Origin of the sequence: Corynebacterium occultum (assembly GCF_009734425.1) — a bacterium.
Taxonomy (GTDB): domain Bacteria; phylum Actinomycetota; class Actinomycetes; order Mycobacteriales; family Mycobacteriaceae; genus Corynebacterium; species Corynebacterium occultum.
The window spans coordinates 1,201,406-1,217,487 of sequence record NZ_CP046455.1 but is presented as its reverse complement, the minus strand read 5'-3'; the positions used below and the strand labels follow the sequence as shown (position 1 = coordinate 1,217,487).

Genomic DNA, 16,082 nt, shown 5'->3' with positions numbered 1-16,082 from the left:
GAGTCGGTCAGTGTGCGTCGGCGTTCAGCGACAGTTCGATGTACACCGCAACCAGCAGGGCGAAGATATATGCCTGCAGGAAGATGATGATGCATTCGTAAACCGTGAACAAAACAGCGACAAGCTGGGTCACACCACCCATCAGGGTCCAACCGTTCATCTGCCAGACGAAGAAGTTCGTGGCAGAGAAGAGCAGAACCAGAATGAGGTGACCGGCCAGGAAGTTCGCCATAAGACGAAGTGCGAGAGTGACCGGACGCATGATGAAGGTCGAGAAGAACTCGATCGGCACCACGAGAATGTGAAGCGCGGGCGGAATGTTCGGGATAACCACCGAGGACTTGATGAACTTACCGAAGCCATAACGCTTGGCACCGGCGTAGATCATCGTGACATAGCCCAGGGCAGCCAACGCGATCGGCATGCCGATGCGCGAGTTGGGCGAAACATTCATACCCGGAATGATTGCGGGGATGTTCATGAAGAGGACGGCAAAGAAGATGGTGGCGATGACCGGCAGGAACCGACGGCCTTCCTTCTTGCCGAGAATGTCCTCTGCAATGTGCACCCGGACGAAATCAAGCGCGTACTCAACGACGTTCTGCAGTCCAGACGGAACCAGCTTGGGGTTCCGCATAGCGACAGCAAAAATGACCACCAGCAGAGCCGCCATGAGAAGGCGGATCAGCATGAAGCGGTCTAATGCGAACCATCCATTGGCGAACTCATTGAAAATGATGTCGCCATAGTATTCCCCCGGGAAAAATTCTTGATCCAGGTTGGGTGGATGAAACTCACCCTTCATGGACAGTGTTGTAACGCTCAGCGTTCTCTCCCGTGTTCGGGCCGTTGAAGTGGGTACTTAAACGGTGCGATGGACGTCTGTAGAACTTTCTGTGTCCACCACCGACTCCGTCGCACATCAGCGCGGTGGCCACAGGGGATGTCCCCCAGTAAGCGACTCCACGTGCCAAAAACGCGCAGAGAGTTGCCGAGGTAACCCGCGATAAAGACTATCAGCCAACCTCAGGTTTTTTGCATGTGGGCCCACAATGTCGGACTTTCCGCTCCCCCCGAAGGGCGGAAACTGCCGCTATTAAGCCCTTTCCGGAAGCTGTAAGGTCGGTCACACCACAACCCTCCCGCCCCGGTTGGGGGTGATTCACCCCCTGCGACCTAATGAAATGCTCAGCCTGAAAATACCTCCCCCATCCCGGGGTTTCACCTTCAGGAAATAAATTTCGGAGCTCCAGAACACACTTCCCACCCCATGTGCGAGCCACGCCACTCCCTCCGGCCTCCCCAAGCTCGCGTCCCGGCCTCTCCTGTTCCTGGGTCGGGGGACCTCCCACCGCCAAGGTGGGCCGTCCACCCCCGACTCCAAACCCGAAAAGAGACCAAAAGGGGGCGGAAAACGGCTTTTCACCGTTTTCCGCCCCTTTTGCCCTTCACCGGCGGGCAGTGGCCGGGGAGCAGTGGAGGAGATTCAGACTCAGCTGACGTAGGTCACCCGTGCGGTGATCACTCCCCAGGTCTCGGCGACCAGGACGATCACCAGGGAGATGATGATCGTGATCGCGAAGGCCCAGGTGTCGTAGAAGGTCATTCCACTCAGGATCCAGAAGATGAGCAGCATGATGATGATCTTCATCAGCCAGCCGACCAGGATCACCACCGCGGTGGTGACGATATCGGTCTTAGAGGTGGCCAGCACACTGATCGCGGTCAGCAGCACGAAGCCACCACCGATGGCCGCACCGATCAGCACGCCCCAGATGCCGGGCAGCTCGGCGACGGCACCCCAGACCATCAGAGAGAGGAGGGTGACCACGATGAGGGCGACACCACCCAGCTTCAGGGCCCGCAGCAGGGGGCGGCGGGGATCATCGAATTCGGAGACGGTGTCATCCAGACCTTCTTCATTCAGGTCTGCGGGATTGCTTTCATTGGGGGTGCTCACGGGGTGGAATCCTACCCTTTGCCCACCACGGTCATCCAATCAGCGCCGCTTCATGACCCGTCCCTCTCCTCGGCGATGTCATCGTCAGCTTCAGCCCCAGCCTCATCAGTGGCTCTCCCGGAAGGTGCTGTAGAAACCCTGATTCTCACCACGGAAGGCCCCGCCCATCTTCTGCGGATGACCGGAACGAAGGTGAAGACGGTGGCGAGCAGGAGGGCCACCGCACAGCCGATGAGTGCCCAGCTGGCCGGGAAGATGGAGAAGGAGACCGCTCCGAGCGCCACGACCGAGACCCAGAGATAGAGCACCAGCACCACCTTGCGGTGGGTGTGCCCCATCTGGAGCAGACGGTGGTGCAGGTGCATCTTGTCGGCGGCGAAGGGCGACTGCCCCTTGGATAACCGCCGGATGATCGCCATGACCAGGTCGAGCATGGGCACGAAGATGGCGGCGGCCACGACGATGATCGGGGACATCAGGGCCACCAGGTCGGCGGCCCCGTAGAGGCTCATGGTGATCTTCCCCGAGGCCGAGGTGGAGGCCGCGGCGAGCAGCAGACCGATCAGCATGGAACCGGAGTCCCCCATGAAGATGCGGGAGGGCTCAAAGTTGTGGGGCAAAAAACCCAGACACATACCGACCAGGCCAGCGGAGATGATGGCCGGCGGGTAGGCGGAGACCGCCCCACCCTGGTCATAAAGCACGGTCAGGGAGAACACCAGGATGGCGAGGCCGGCGATCATACCGAGCCCGGCGGCTAGGCCATCAAGCCCGTCGACGAAGTTCACGGCATTGATCAGGGTCACCGTAAAGAGACAGGTCAAGATGGTGGCCTGGACCTGGTCGAGAACCACGGTGGTGCCATCCCCCACCGGCAGGTAGAGCACGGTCCAGGACAGGCCCAGCAGACTCATCACCACCGAGCCCAGGACCTGGCCGATCAGCTTGGTGATGGCATCCAGTTCATAGAGGTCATCGATCACCCCGACGACGACGATGACGAAGCCGGACCAGATCACCGCCAGCATCTCCGGGGTGACGGGCATGAAACCACGGGTCAGAGCCGGCAGCTGGCTGGCCAAAAAGACCGCGGCGAGGAAGCCGGAGTACATGGCCAGCCCACCCATGCGTGGGGTGGGCTGGGTATGGACGTCACGCTGCCGGATCTCGGCGATGCGTCCGGTCCGCACCATCGCCGAGCGCACGACCCCGGTGAGCAGATAGGTGATGACCGCCGCAACCAGGAGCACCAGCCCCAGTTCCCGCAGCGGTACCCCGGCTACCCCGAGACCCATCTAACGGGCGCCCCGCAGGGTGTCGGCATCCATGCCGAGCACCTCGGCGATCCTTTCGGCGGAGATCGCCCCTTCCCGAAGGAGGCGCGGGAGGGGGCCCGCCAGGTCGACGATGGAGGAGGGCTGACCCACCGGGGTGGTGCCACCGTCAAGGTAGACCGAGACGGCGGAGCCGAGCTGTTGTTTGGCCTGGACGGCGGTGGTGGGGGGCTGCTGGCCGGAGATATTGGCGCTGGAGACAGCCATTGGTCCGGTCTGGCGCAGTAATTCGATGGCGACGGGATGCAGCGGCATGCGCAGCATCACGGTGCCGCGGGTGTCACCGAGGTTCCAGGGCAGGCTGGGCGCCTGGGGGACGACGATGGACAATCCACCCGGCCAGAAAGCCTCGACCAGTGCCTTGGCCTGTGGACTGTATTCCCGGACCAGGCCCTGGATGGTGTCCCAGCTACCCACCAGCACCGGCACCGGCATGTCCGGCCCACGGTGCTTGGTGGCCAGCAGGTTGGCCACGGCGGCATTGTCGAAGGCATCGCAGCCCAGCCCGTAGAGGGTGTCGGTGGGCAGCACGACCAGGCGGCCGGACTGGACGGCCTCCACCGCGGCCGCAACTCCGCTGGCCCGGGTCTCGCTCTCTTCGCATCGGTAGATCTTGCTCACTGGCCTGCTTCCATTCCCTCGCGTTGTTGAATCATTGTCACACCTTACTCGCACACACGAAGCGTGCCCGCCCGGTCATATCCAGAAGCGGTGCCACATTCTGGAATCCACCGTGCTCCCGCAGCACGCGCTGCACCTGCTCCGAGGTGGCGTCATCATGTTCGATTCCGGTCACTCCCCCGCTGCGGAGCAGACGGTGGATCTGGGCGACCATCTCATTGATCACACCCATCCCGTCATCACCGGCGAACACCGCCTCATGGGGATCCTGGTAGACCTCCGGATCCAGGTCCGGGGTCTCCGGGACATAGGGCGGGTTGGAGATCACCAGGTCGCAGCTGCCATTCCATTCGGAAAGCACCTCCGGGGAGGTGGCGTCACCGAGGATCAGCCGCACCGAAGCCGGAAGGTTGCGACGGGCGTACGCCGCGGCCGCAGCCTGCTTCTCGACGGCCGCGATCTCAGCGTCGCTTCGCTCATGGGCGATGTAGGCGGCCAAGGCACCGGATCCGGTACATAAATCCACCACTCGAGGCGCAGAAATCCCATCCAGGGACTTGACTCCCCAGTCCGCGAGCACCTCAGTCTCGGGTCGTGGGATGAACACCCCGGGGCCGACCTCAAGTTCCAGGGGACCGAAGGGTGCCACCCCCAGGATGTGCTGCAGGGGCTCCCTCCCGGCACGACGGGCAATCATCTCATCGAAACCGGCGGGGACAGGATCATCGCCACGCAGGAAGAGCATGAGCTTATCCACGCCGAGGAGGTGGCCGGCAATCAGCCGGGCGTCATTGGCGGGCGAGGCCACCGCGGCGTCTTTAAGCACCGCAGTGGCCTCGACCAATGCCTGGGACAGGATTCTCACCTCAGGCCTTACTCCGCCTCGAGACGCTCGGCGCGCTCCGCGGCCTTCAGGGCCGTGAAGAGATCGTCGAGTTCACCGTTGAGCACGGCATCAAGGTTATTGGCCTTGAAGCCGATGCGGTGATCGCTGATGCGGTTCTCCGGCCAGTTGTAGGTGCGGATGCGCTCGGAACGGTCCATGGTGCGGACCTGGGAGCCACGCTGCTCGGCAGCCTCCGCATCCGCCTTCTCCTTGTTCAACTGCTCCAACCGGGCAGCCAGCACCTGCATGGCACGGGCCTTGTTCTGGATCTGGGAGCGTTCCTTCTGACAGGTGACCACAATGCCTGTGGGCAGGTGGGTCAGACGGACCGCGGAGTCGGTGGTGTTGACACCCTGACCACCCTTACCGGAGGAACGGTAGACATCGACGCGGAGATCCTTCTCATCGATCTCCACCGCCTCCACCTCATCCGGTTCGGGGTAGACCAGCACACCTGCGGCAGAGGTCTGGATGCGGCCCTGGGACTCGGTGACGGGCACGCGCTGCACGCGGTGGACACCACCCTCGAACTTGAAGGCCGCCCAGGCACCGTCACGGCCGGGCTTTTTCGCCCGGATCGACAGGGTCATGTCCTTGACTCCCCCGAGATCCGACTCGGAAAGGCCCAGCACCTCAGTGGCGAAACCGTGCTTGTCGGCATAACGCTGGTACATGCGCACCAGTTCAGCGGCGAAGAGTGCTGCCTCCTCGCCACCGGCACCCGCCTTGACCTCCATGATGATGTCATCCCCATCCTGGGGGTCACGCGGGGCCAGCAGGTCAGCCAGCTTCTCCTCCAGCTCCAGGTGCAGCGCGCTCAGGCGTTCCACCTCGGGCTGGAACTCATGGTCCTCGTGGGCCATTTCCCGGGCATCGGCCAGATCCTCGGTGACCTGGGTCAACTCGGTGTGGACGTTGATGATCGGCTGGAGCTCGGAGTAACGCTTACCCACCCGACGGGCGGCAGCGGCATCATTGTGCAGCTCCGGATCCGCCAGCTGGGCCTCCAGGCCCTGGTACTCGGCCAGAATGTCATCGACCGCTGATACCTGTGAACTCATAACTAGGAGTAGTCCTCATCTTCCATGTCCGCGGCCATCGGTGCGCTCGAGGCGACCTGCAGCAGGAATTCACCGTTGGACTTGGTCTTCTTCAGCTGCTTGATCAACAGATCGATGGCCTGCTGATTATCCAGTGCCGACAGGATACGCCGCAGCTTATGCATGATGCGAGCCTCATCGGGCTGGAGCAGCAGCTCATCCTTGCGGGTGCCGGAGGGGTTGACATCCACGGCCGGGAATACCCGACGCTCGGAGATCTTGCGGTCCAGCTTCAGCTCGGCGTTGCCGGTGCCCTTGAACTCCTCGAAGATCACGGTGTCACCGGCGGAACCGGTCTCCACCATGGCGGTGGCGATGATCGTCAGGGAGCCACCGTTCTCGATGTTGCGGGCGGCACCCAGGAAACGCTTCGGCGGGTAGAGGGCGTTGGAGTCCACACCACCGGAGAGGATGCGTCCCGAAGCCGGGGAAGAGTTGTTGTAGGCACGGCCCAGACGGGTGATGGAGTCCAGCAGAACCACCACGTCCTTGCCCTGCTCCACCAGGCGCTTGGCGCGCTCGATGGCCAGCTCAGCCACGGCGGTGTGCTCTCCCGGGGGACGGTCGAAGGTGGAGGCGATGACCTCACCGTTGACACTGCGCTGCATGTCGGTGACCTCCTCCGGACGCTCATCAACCAGGACCACCATGAGGTAGCACTCCGGGTTGTTGGTGGAGATCGCGTTGGCGATGTTCTGCATGATCGTGGTCTTACCGGCCTTGGGCGGCGAGACGATCAGCGCACGCTGACCCTTACCGATCGGCATGATCAGGTCGATCACGCGGGTGGTCAGGATCTTCGAGTCGGTCTCCAGGCGCAGACGCTGGTTCGGGTACAGCGGGGTCAGCTTGGCGAAGTCCGGTCGTTTCCGGGCCTCCTCGAGGCTGAGACCATTGGCGCTGTCCACCCGGACCAGGCTGTTCCACTTCTGGCGGTTGCCACGGCCACCCTGGTGGCTGTTGCCGGCACCGGACATCTTGACCTGCCCGGTGACGGCGTCACCGCGACGCAGCCCGAACTTCCGGATCAGCTGGTTCGGCACAAAGACATCAGCCGCAGAGGCGTGATAACCGGTGGTGCGGACAAAAGCGGTGTTCTGATCCAGGATGTCCAGGATACCGGCGACATCCTGCAGGTTATCCGCGTGCTGCTGCGAATCATCGTGCTGCTGGGTATCGCGCTCATTGCGGTGGTCACGGTGGTCCCGGTCATTACGGTCATTACGGGTGCGACGTCCCCGACGGTTGCGACGTCCCCGACGGTCACCATCGTGCTCATCGCGGTCATTGCGATCATGACGGTCATTGCGCTGTTGCTGGCCACGCTGCTCATCGTGCTCATCGCGGTCGTTACGGTCATTGCGCTGCTGCTGGCCACGCTGCTCATCGCGGTCGTTACGGGAGTCGCGGGAGTCGCGGGAACGTTCTTCACGACGTTCCCCCTGCTCGCGATTGCTGTCCCGGTGGAAGTCCCGGGTGCCGCGCTGCGGACGCTGGTTGCCCTGCTGCTCCGGGGAGTGCTCGGCCTCCTGCTGCTGATCCTGCCGCGCCGGGGACTCGTGGTCCTCCTGCGCCTCAGACTGCTGGCCACGCTGCTCATCACGGTCGTCGCGGGAGTCACGGGGCTCATGATGGCTGCGCTCACGCTGACTCTGGCGGGCCCGGTTGCGGCGCGCCCGGCGCGCTGCAGAGCGGGACTCGTAGCGGCCATCATCATCGGCGGAACCCTCGGAGCCGTCCTGGTCGGAACTGTCCTCGGTGTCGTCGTGGCGGTGCTGCTCACGAGCGGGTTCGCTGTGGCGGTTGGTTTCGTGGCGGGGAGTTTCCGCCTGTGGTGCCGCCGCCTCGGCGGTTTCAGCCCTGGTGGGGGCTTCTTCCGGTACCGGGGTCTCCTGCTGGGCGGGGGCGGTGCGCTTGACCACCCGACGGCGGCTGGCCTTGGCAGGCTCAGCCCTGGTGGTTTCTGCCTGGGAAGCCTCCGGCTGGGGTGCTGCCGCCTGTGGTGCTTCCGCAATGGCGGTCGGCGCAGCCTCCTTCTTGGCGGTGGGTACGCTTCCGGTTTGGATCGCGGTGATCAGATCCCCCTTGCGCAGTCCCGACACACCCTTGAGTCCCTTGTCTGCAGCGATCTTGCGCAACTCGGGCAGTCGGAGGGAGGTCAGGTTCTGCTGCTCGCCGCCGGCGTTTGCCGCGGCGCTATCCGTTTGGGTCACAGATGTCCTTTCATCGCTTCAGCAGCCGTAAGGGCGATGCTCACCCAGATGTGGGAGCGGCCGAAAAACGGCTGGAGCTTTTCTTCTGTGTAATTGCCGGGGCACGCGGCAAGTTGGCTACGGACCTGACCATCCTGGAATACAGGAGGCATCAACCCGCGACCACCTGGACGCGGAGCCCTCTAGAAAAGAATATGACGCCGGAATGTTGGTGACTTCCGGTTTCAGCAGACCGATGAAGTGATGGCACCCTGGGGGATCACACCCCGCTGAATGCAGGGGGATCGGCCACGTGTGCTGATGTTCGTCCGAGGCGAAAACAGGTGCCTAGTCGATCTGGCAGATACTTTAGCGTATGTTGCACCCCGCCGCGGAATTTGGGTGCCCGGTACGGTACCCGCAACACCGCAGGGCAGGGATGAGAATGAAGCGGGGCGGGGATCTAAGGTGCCCCCGGGCAGGTATGCCTTCCCCACCTGTGCTGCGGCTAGAGTGGTTTCCATGCGTTCCACGATGCAGAACCTCCCACTGTTGATCTCCCGGGTCCTGGAGTACGGATCCACGGTCCACGGGACCACGAAGGTCACCACCTTCTTCGAGGGTGACACCCAGGAGACCACTTTCGCCGCCATCGGTGCCCGGGCTGCCGCCCTGGCTCATGCCCTCCACGATGACCTGGGCATCACCGGGGATCAGCGGGTGGCCACCCTGATGTTCAACTGTGCGGAACATCTGGAGGCGATGTTCGCCATCACCAGCATGGGCGCGGTCTTCAACCCCTTGAACAAGCAGCTGATGAATGATCAGATCCGGCACATCATCAACCATGCCGAGGATGAGGTGATCATCGCCGATCCCAGCCTCGCTGAGCAGCTGGGAAGGGTGCTGCAGGAGTGTCCCAGCGTCCGTGCCGTGGTCTTCATCGGCACGGAGGATTTCCGGGCCTTCGCCGAGCACCTGCCGGAACACATTTCCGTCCACTCATATGAGGCTTTGCTGGATGGCCGTTCCACTCATTATGAATGGCCGGTGATCGAGGAGAGCTCCCCCGCCGCGATCTGCTACTCCACCGGCACCACCGGCGCCCCGAAGGGCGTGGTCTACTCCCACCGCTCGATCTACCTGCAGTCCATGTCGCTGCGCTCCAATGATTCCCTGGCGGTCACCCACGGCGAGTCCTTCCTCTGCTGCGTGCCGATCTACCACGTGCTCAGCTGGGGAGTGCCTTTCGCCGCCTTCATGGCAGGCTCCCCACTGGTCTTCCCCGGCACCAACACCTCCCCACCGGCACTGGCCAATCTGATCGCCATCGCCCACCCCAGGGTCGCCCACGGCGTGCCCACCGTGTGGACCCAGCTGATGGTCCACTATCTGCATAACCCCCCGGAGCGGATGTCCTTGACCGAGATCTTCGTCGGCGGCTCCCCCGCCCCGCCCACCCTGATCCGACTGTGGGAGGAACGCTACGGCGTGGATGTCATCCACGTCTGGGGCATGACCGAAACCTCCACGGTGGGTACCGTCTCCCGGCCTCCCACCGGGGTCTCCGGCGAGGACCGCTGGGCCTACCGGGTCAGCCAGGGTCGTTTCCCGGTCTCGGTGGAGTATCGGGTGGTCAGTGACGGTCAGGTCCTGGCCCGCACCGACCGCAACCAGGGTGAGATCCAGGTGCGCGGCAACTGGGTCACCGACGCCTACTACCATTCCCCCACCGAGAATGAGGAGGGTTCCGCCCACCTCTTCCGCGGCCGGGAGGTTGACACCGCCGAAACCCAGTTCACCGCGGATGGGTGGCTGCGCACCGGCGATGTCGGCTCGGTGACCTCCGACGGTTTCCTCACCGTCCAGGACCGTGCCCGTGATGTCATCCGCTCCGGTGGTGAGTGGATCTACTCGGTCATGCTGGAGAACCTCATCATGGATGCCCCCCAGGTGGTGGAGTGCGCCGTGATCGGCTACCCCGATGAAAAATGGGGGGAACGCCCCCTGGCGGTCGCCGTGCTCTACGACACCGTTGAACCCAGCGGGGAGACCGCGGAACTGCTGCGCAATAAACTCCGCAGTGAGCTGCCCAGCTGGATGCTGCCGGAGTACTGGTCCTTCGTGGACCACATCGACAAGACCTCGGTGGACAAGTTCGACAAGAAGGACCTGCGTAAGCATCTGGCCGCGGGAGAACTTGAGATCATCAAGCTCAAGGGCCCGGGTGAAGGTTAGGCCGGGGCGGCAGCGGAATATCCACGTATACCCTTGCTTTAAAACCTCCAGCTCCTAGGATTGGGGAATAATGACCACCCACCTGACACTCCGGACCAGCCCACCCCACCAGGGTGGGACACCTGCCGTGGATCTCCCCGCCGCCGGACCACAGGGCCAGCGCACCCTGCTCGACCGCCATGGCCGGGTGGCCCGGGACCTTCGGGTCAGCCTGACCGATCGCTGCAATCTGCGCTGCACCTACTGCATGCCCGCCGAAGGCCTGGAATGGCTGCCCACCGAGCAATCCCTCAGCTACACGGAGGTCACCCGACTGATCCGCATCGCCGTAGAACTGTTGGGCATCCGCCAGATCCGTTTCACCGGCGGTGAGCCTCTGCTGCGTCGGGAACTGGCGGAGATCATCGCCTTCACCTCCGCACTCCGCACCGATGAGGACAAACCTGTCCAGACCGCCCTGACCACCAATGGGCTGGGACTGGACAAAAAGGCGGGGAAACTCCACGCCGCCGGCCTGAACCGCATCAACATCTCCCTGGACACCATCGACGCCGAACGCTATAAGACGCTGACCCGTCGCGACCGGCTCAAGGATGTGCTCGCCGGCATCGAGGCCGCCATCGACGCCGGACTTGAGCCCGTCAAGATCAACGCCGTCGTCATGCCCGGAGTCAATGAAGAAGACATCGTCCCCCTGGCCCGCTACTGCCTGGAACAGGGTGCCCAGCTACGTTTCATCGAACAAATGCCGCTCGGCCCCCGGGACCAGTGGAAACGCAGTGAGATGGTCACCGCCGCCGATATCCTCGCCCACCTGCAGCAGGAATTCAGCCTCACCCCGGCCGTCGAACCCCGCGGTTCCGCCCCCGCCGCCCTCTGGGAGGTCGCCGAATACCCCGGCGAACATATCGGCGTGATCGCCTCTGTCACCCACTCCTTCTGCGGGGACTGCGACCGGTCCCGGCTCACCGCCGATGGCGCCATCCGCAACTGCCTCTTCGCCAACACTGAAACCCCCCTGCGTGAGCTGCTGCGCAGCGGTGCCACCGACACAGAGCTGGCCACCGCCTGGGCGCAGGCCATGTGGGGCAAACTACCCGGCCACGGCATCGACGACCCCGGGTTCCTGCAGCCCCGCCGAACCATGTCCGCGATCGGGGGATAGCAGAACTGATGAACCAACCCACCCGTAGCATCGAAGAACACCTCACGGCCGCCCTTGCCCTGATCCCCCCACCCGAAACCCAGCAGGTCGAAACCACCCGGGCAGCCGGCCTGGTGCTTGCCGCGGACACCCGCGCTGTTTTACCGGTCCCGCCCTTCGGTAACTCCGCTGTGGACGGCTTCCTGGTGCGCGCCGGGGATCTGGCCGGAACCGGGCCCTGGGAGCTGCCGGTGGCCGGTGATGTGCCGGCGGGTCGGGAGGCGCTGACACTGCCGGAGGGGCAGGCGCTGCGCATCATGACGGGTGCCCCGGTGGGTGATCCCCCGGCGGTGGATATGCGGGTCATCCCGGTGGAGGAGACCAACATCCCCCGCGGTCCGGGCCCGCTGCCGTCCACGGTGGTCATCGCCGAGGGCAAGCACAGCCGTTCCCATATCCGTCGCCGTGGGGAGGACACCGCCCCCGGGGAGATCGTCGCAACCGCGGGCTCGGTGATCGACCCTGGCACCGTGGCCGCCCTGGTCGCCACCGGGGTCACTAAGGTGTTGGCCCATCCCCGCCCCCGGGTCACGGTGATCAGCAGTGGTGATGAGCTGGTTCCGGCCGGGGAGATCCCGGGGCCGGGTCAGCTGCCGGACTCCAACCTGCCGATGATCGCCGCGTTGCTCGGGGAGGCCGGTATCACCGACATCTCCACCCGACATGTGGCAGATTCCCTCGCCCAGTTCCGTTTCCAGCTGGATCTGGCCAGCGAGGACTCCGACCTGGTGATCACCTCCGGCGGGGTTTCCGCCGGGGCCTTTGATGTGGTGCGCGAGGTGGCCGAGGACCCCACCAATGAGGACTCCTCGATGTGGTTCGGGCCGGTGGCGATACAACCCGGTAAACCCCAGGGTCTGGGTACCTGGAAGGGCACCCCCCTGATCTGTCTGCCGGGTAATCCGGTGGCCGCTTTCGTCTCCTTCCACATCTTCATCCGACCACTGCTGCGCCACCTGGCGGGTGATCAGGTGCCCTGGGGGCTGCTGGAACGACCTGCGATCCCGGCCCGCCCGGGGGCCGCCTTCCCACTGCCCGGTAATCGTCCACTGGTGGTTCCGGTGCATGTGTCCTGGGACCAGGATGGTGCGGTGGCCACGCCTTTCACCCTCAGCGGGAAGGGCAGCCACCGCGTCGCCTCACTCTCCGGGGTCAATGGTCTGGTGGTGTTGGCGCCGGGCGCCCCGGCGGTGTCCCTCACCCCTGAAATTGCGTATCCGCAGGCTGAACAGAAAATCCGGGTCCTGCTTCTCCGCTAATCTGGGCGGGTATGACAGCACCCAAACTGACCCATCTCAATGCGGCAGGCACGGCCTACATGGTTGATGTCACCGAAAAGCAGCCGACCGTGCGCAACGCCACCGCCCGTGGCGAGGTCGCCTGCTCACCCGATATCCTCCGCGCCCTTGCGGAGGGCACCGTCCCCAAGGGCGATGTCCTGGCGGTGGCCCGGATCGCCGGCATTTCGGCGGCGAAACAGGTTCCCCAGCTACTCCCCCTGGCACACACCATCGGGGTCCACGGTTGTTCGGTGGACCTGGAGATCCGGGAGGATCATGTGGCCATTGAAGCCACGGTCCGCACCGCGGATCGCACCGGGGTGGAGATGGAGGCGCTGACCGCCGTCACCGTCGCCGCCCTCAACATCATTGACATGGTCAAGGGTGTTGATCGTTCGGCCTATATCCGTACCTGTGGAATCACCGCCAAGTCCGGCGGTCGTTCCGGCGATTGGAATCGGGAGCTACCCCAGTCATGAACACCATCCCTGGACTAGATGTCCTCATCCTGGCCGGTGGCCGGGGCAGCCGTTTGGGCGGCATTGACAAGGCGACGGTCCGTATCAGCGGCGAACGTCTCATTGACCTGCTGTTGGACGAGGTTTCTCTCCTCGATGCCCTGCAGCAGGTGGTCGTGGTCTCCTCCCGTGATCTCACCGTCCGCCCCGGTGTGAAGAAGACCGCGGAGGAACCGGCCTTCTCCGGGCCGGTCTCCGCCATCGCGGCCGGGGTGGATGAACTCCGTTCCGAGGCGGCGGAACGCACCGCCATCCTCGCGGTTGATGCCCCGGAGTCCGCCACCCTGATCCCCGACCTCCTCGAGGGGCTGGATGATACCGCTGATGCTGATGTCGCGGTGATCCGCGAGGCCGGGGGTCACCTGCAGCCGCTCTGTGCGGTGTGGAACACCGAATCACTCTGGGCGGCACTTGAGGAACTCGGTGACCCCGCCGACCGGGCGGCCCGGGCGCTTATCGACGCCACGAACACGGTCGTCGAGGTCGCGGGCACCGGTGAGGAGCGTGACTTCGACACTCTCGAGGATCTGGCCGCTCTCGAGGACTTTGAGCTGCCGGAGGCCTGAGCCTTGAGCAGCTAGTCCTTGTCCAGCAGGCGCGGTAGCAGGGGGCCGAGCACCCCCACCGCGTCCTGCACCCCACCCCGGGAACTCGGGGCGTTGAGGATCACCGCAGCATCGGGCCCCCGGCCGGTCAACCCGACCAGTCCGCGCGACAGGCCCGCCTGCGGGGTGAAGGCCAACCCGGCCAGCAGAATCTGGGTGGCCACCCCGGGAAGTTCCAGCTCCAACAATGGTTTCGTGGCCTCCGGGGTGAAATTTCGGGGCCCGACCCCGGTGCCGCCGGCGGTGATGATCACCCTGACACCTGCGGCCAGGGCCGCACGTAGTTGCGCCGTGAGCTCATCCATTCCCTCGGGCACCAGGATGACCTCCTCCACCTCCACCCCGTACTCCGCCAGGGCGGCCACCGCAGCAGGACCGGCCGTGTCCTCACGCTCCCCGTTGAGGCAGCGGTCTGAGACCACGATGACCGCCCCCGGAACACTTTGACGACCCTCCATCTCGGCCGCTCCCCTCTTTCCGTAGAACCTCTTGATATCCCACATTGAAGCACAGACCCACATCTGCGAGCGCGCCCCCCATTGTGACCTGCGACAACAAATTAGCTCACATTAATATGCCCTATTTATTTACGGAAAAGATCGTCTTTAAAGTCGACAGCGCAGGTCAGCCCATATATTCTTGAGGTGAGTCTTCGCCGTCAGCCCCCCGGTTCAGAATGATTCAGAACACCAGCTGGCCCAGAAGAAACTATTGCAACTTACTTATCTGTGAGGTGGAATCTGTGACAGCTCTAAACACCCGGGGACGGGTCCTCGAGGGATGGAATCCGGAGAACGAGGAAACCTGGGACTCCAGGATCGCCTGGGGAACCCTCTGGATCTCCACGACCATTCTCTTCATTGGCTTCGCCACCTGGTACCTGGTCTCGGCCATCGCACCGATGCTCAACCAGATCGGTTTTGATCTGAGCACCTCCCAGCTCTACTGGCTCACCTCGATCCCAGGCCTGGCCTGCGGCATCTTCCGACTCATCTTCATGTTCCTGCCACCGATCCTGGGAACCCGGAAGCTGGTCAGTCTCTCCTCCCTGCTCTTCGTGATCCCCATGCTCGGCTGGTTCTTCGCCGTGCAGGACACCTCCACCCCCTACTGGTGGTTCCTGGTTCTGGCATTCATCTCCGGAATCGGCGGGGGTGTCTTCTCCGGCTTCATGCCCTCGACCGGCTATTTCTTCCCCAAGCGGATGGCAGGCACCGCCCTGGGACTGCAGGCCGGTCTGGGTAACTTCGGCATGTCCTTCATTCAGCTGGTCGCCCCCTGGCTGATGGGTTTCACCCTGCTGGGCATCGGTTTCCTCGCCCCGCAGCGGGCCGCTGACGGGGAGAGCATCTTCGTCCACAACCCGGCGATCGTACTGGCCCCCTGGGCGGTCATCATGGCCGTTATCGCCTGGATCTACCTCAAGGATGTTCCGGTCAAGGCCAACTTCCGGCAGCAGATCGACATCTTCGGCAATGTCAACACCTGGGTCCTTACCGTCGTATACCTGATGACCTTCGGGGCCTTCTCCGGTTTCGCCGCCCAGCTGGCCCTGATCATCAACAATGTCTTCGGCCTCAGCTCACCCTTCGCCGAGACCTACTCCATCGAAGACCTGCCCCGCGGTGCCGCCTACGCCTTCCTCGGCCCCATGATCGGGGCCGCCGTCCGAGCCATGTGGGGCCCACTCTGTGACCGTTTCGGCGGTGCAATCTGGACCTTCATCGGTGGTGTGGGCATGACCATCTTCACCGCCGTGGCAGCCCTCTTCCTCAACCCGGAATCCCCGGATGAGTTCTGGTGGTTCCTCGGTTCCATGCTGGTGATGTTCTTCTTCACCGGTCTGGGCAATGCCGGCACCTTCAAACAGATGCCGATGATCCTGCCCAAACGACAGTCCGGAGGGGTGATCGGCTGGACCGGGGCGATCGCCGCCTTCGGCCCCTTCATCGCCGGCATCCTGCTCTCACTGATGGCACCGACCATCTTCTTCTGGGGCTGCGTGGTCTTCTTCGCCTTCGCCACCACCCTGACCTGGATCTTCTACGCCCGACCTGGTGCGCCCTACCCGGGCTAGAAATCCTCATGCTCGGACGTGCTCCGGAAGGACCAGCCCCCATCCGGAGCACGCCTGATAACTGAAC

Annotated in this window: 14 protein-coding genes; 6 read left to right on the top strand and 8 right to left on the bottom strand. The window is 63.8% G+C overall.

All coding sequences use genetic code 11. The features are described from left to right. Nucleotides 1-7: 7 nt before the first annotated feature. From atpB to rho, 7 genes are all read right to left on the bottom strand, one after another. Nucleotides 8-805 (bottom strand): F0F1 ATP synthase subunit A, encoded by a 798-nt coding sequence (gene atpB, locus COCCU_RS05695; protein WP_156230624.1) that lies wholly within the window; start codon nt 803-805, stop codon nt 8-10. A 687-nt stretch (nt 806-1,492) separates the two neighbouring features. After that, on the bottom strand, nt 1,493-1,927 hold the full coding sequence (locus tag COCCU_RS05690) for a hypothetical protein (protein WP_407924165.1): 435 nt from the start codon (nt 1,925-1,927) through the stop codon (nt 1,493-1,495). Nucleotides 1,928-2,010: 83 nt separating this feature from the next. Continuing rightward, a complete protein-coding gene (locus tag COCCU_RS05685; RefSeq protein WP_156230623.1) occupies nt 2,011-3,255 on the bottom strand; it encodes a glycosyltransferase family 4 protein in 1,245 nt (414 codons plus the stop codon). Beyond that, complete coding sequence (locus COCCU_RS05680) at nt 3,256-3,915, bottom strand: L-threonylcarbamoyladenylate synthase (RefSeq protein WP_156230622.1); 660 nt, start codon at nt 3,913-3,915, stop codon at nt 3,256-3,258. Nucleotides 3,916-3,952: 37 nt separating this feature from the next. Continuing rightward, complete coding sequence (prmC, locus tag COCCU_RS05675; protein ID WP_197088487.1) at nt 3,953-4,774, bottom strand: peptide chain release factor N(5)-glutamine methyltransferase; 822 nt, start codon at nt 4,772-4,774, stop codon at nt 3,953-3,955. A 14-nt stretch (nt 4,775-4,788) separates the two neighbouring features. Then, the gene (gene prfA / locus COCCU_RS05670; protein WP_156230620.1) at nt 4,789-5,862 is read right to left on the bottom strand and encodes a peptide chain release factor 1; all 1,074 of its coding nucleotides are present in this window, start codon (nt 5,860-5,862) and stop codon (nt 4,789-4,791) included. A 2-nt stretch (nt 5,863-5,864) separates the two neighbouring features. Further along, complete coding sequence (gene rho, locus COCCU_RS05665) at nt 5,865-8,114, bottom strand: transcription termination factor Rho (protein WP_156230619.1); 2,250 nt, start codon at nt 8,112-8,114, stop codon at nt 5,865-5,867. Nucleotides 8,115-8,615: 501 nt separating this feature from the next. Here rho and COCCU_RS05660 point away from each other — a divergent pair. The 5 genes from COCCU_RS05660 to mobA all read left to right on the top strand — a co-directional run bounded on the left by COCCU_RS05660 (nt 8,616) and on the right by mobA (nt 13,899). Further along, entirely contained in the window at nt 8,616-10,331 is a 1,716-nt protein-coding gene (locus COCCU_RS05660; protein WP_156230618.1) for a long-chain fatty-acid--CoA ligase, read from the top strand. Between the two features lie 70 nt (nt 10,332-10,401). Continuing rightward, complete coding sequence (gene moaA / locus COCCU_RS05655; RefSeq protein WP_156230617.1) at nt 10,402-11,496, top strand: GTP 3',8-cyclase MoaA; 1,095 nt, start codon at nt 10,402-10,404, stop codon at nt 11,494-11,496. Between the two features lie 8 nt (nt 11,497-11,504). Continuing rightward, nucleotides 11,505-12,794, top strand: coding sequence for a molybdopterin molybdotransferase MoeA (locus tag COCCU_RS05650; protein ID WP_156230616.1), 1,290 nt, complete (start codon nt 11,505-11,507; stop codon nt 12,792-12,794). Between the two features lie 11 nt (nt 12,795-12,805). After that, a complete protein-coding gene (gene moaC, locus COCCU_RS05645) occupies nt 12,806-13,294 on the top strand; it encodes a cyclic pyranopterin monophosphate synthase MoaC (RefSeq protein ID WP_156230615.1) in 489 nt (162 codons plus the stop codon). Further along, nucleotides 13,291-13,899, top strand: coding sequence for a molybdenum cofactor guanylyltransferase (gene mobA / locus COCCU_RS05640; protein WP_156230614.1), 609 nt, complete (start codon nt 13,291-13,293; stop codon nt 13,897-13,899). Before moaC ends, mobA begins: the two co-directional genes overlap by 4 nt. A gap of 11 nt (nt 13,900-13,910) precedes the next feature. On the opposite strand, the gene COCCU_RS05635 is transcribed toward mobA, so the two are convergent. Next, on the bottom strand, nt 13,911-14,396 hold the full coding sequence (locus tag COCCU_RS05635) for a MogA/MoaB family molybdenum cofactor biosynthesis protein (RefSeq protein WP_156230613.1): 486 nt from the start codon (nt 14,394-14,396) through the stop codon (nt 13,911-13,913). 284 nt (nt 14,397-14,680) lie between these two features. On the opposite strand from COCCU_RS05635, the gene COCCU_RS05630 reads away from it, so the two are divergent. Beyond that, entirely contained in the window at nt 14,681-16,015 is a 1,335-nt protein-coding gene (locus tag COCCU_RS05630; protein ID WP_156230612.1) for a nitrate/nitrite transporter, read from the top strand. Nucleotides 16,016-16,082 lie beyond the last annotated feature (67 nt).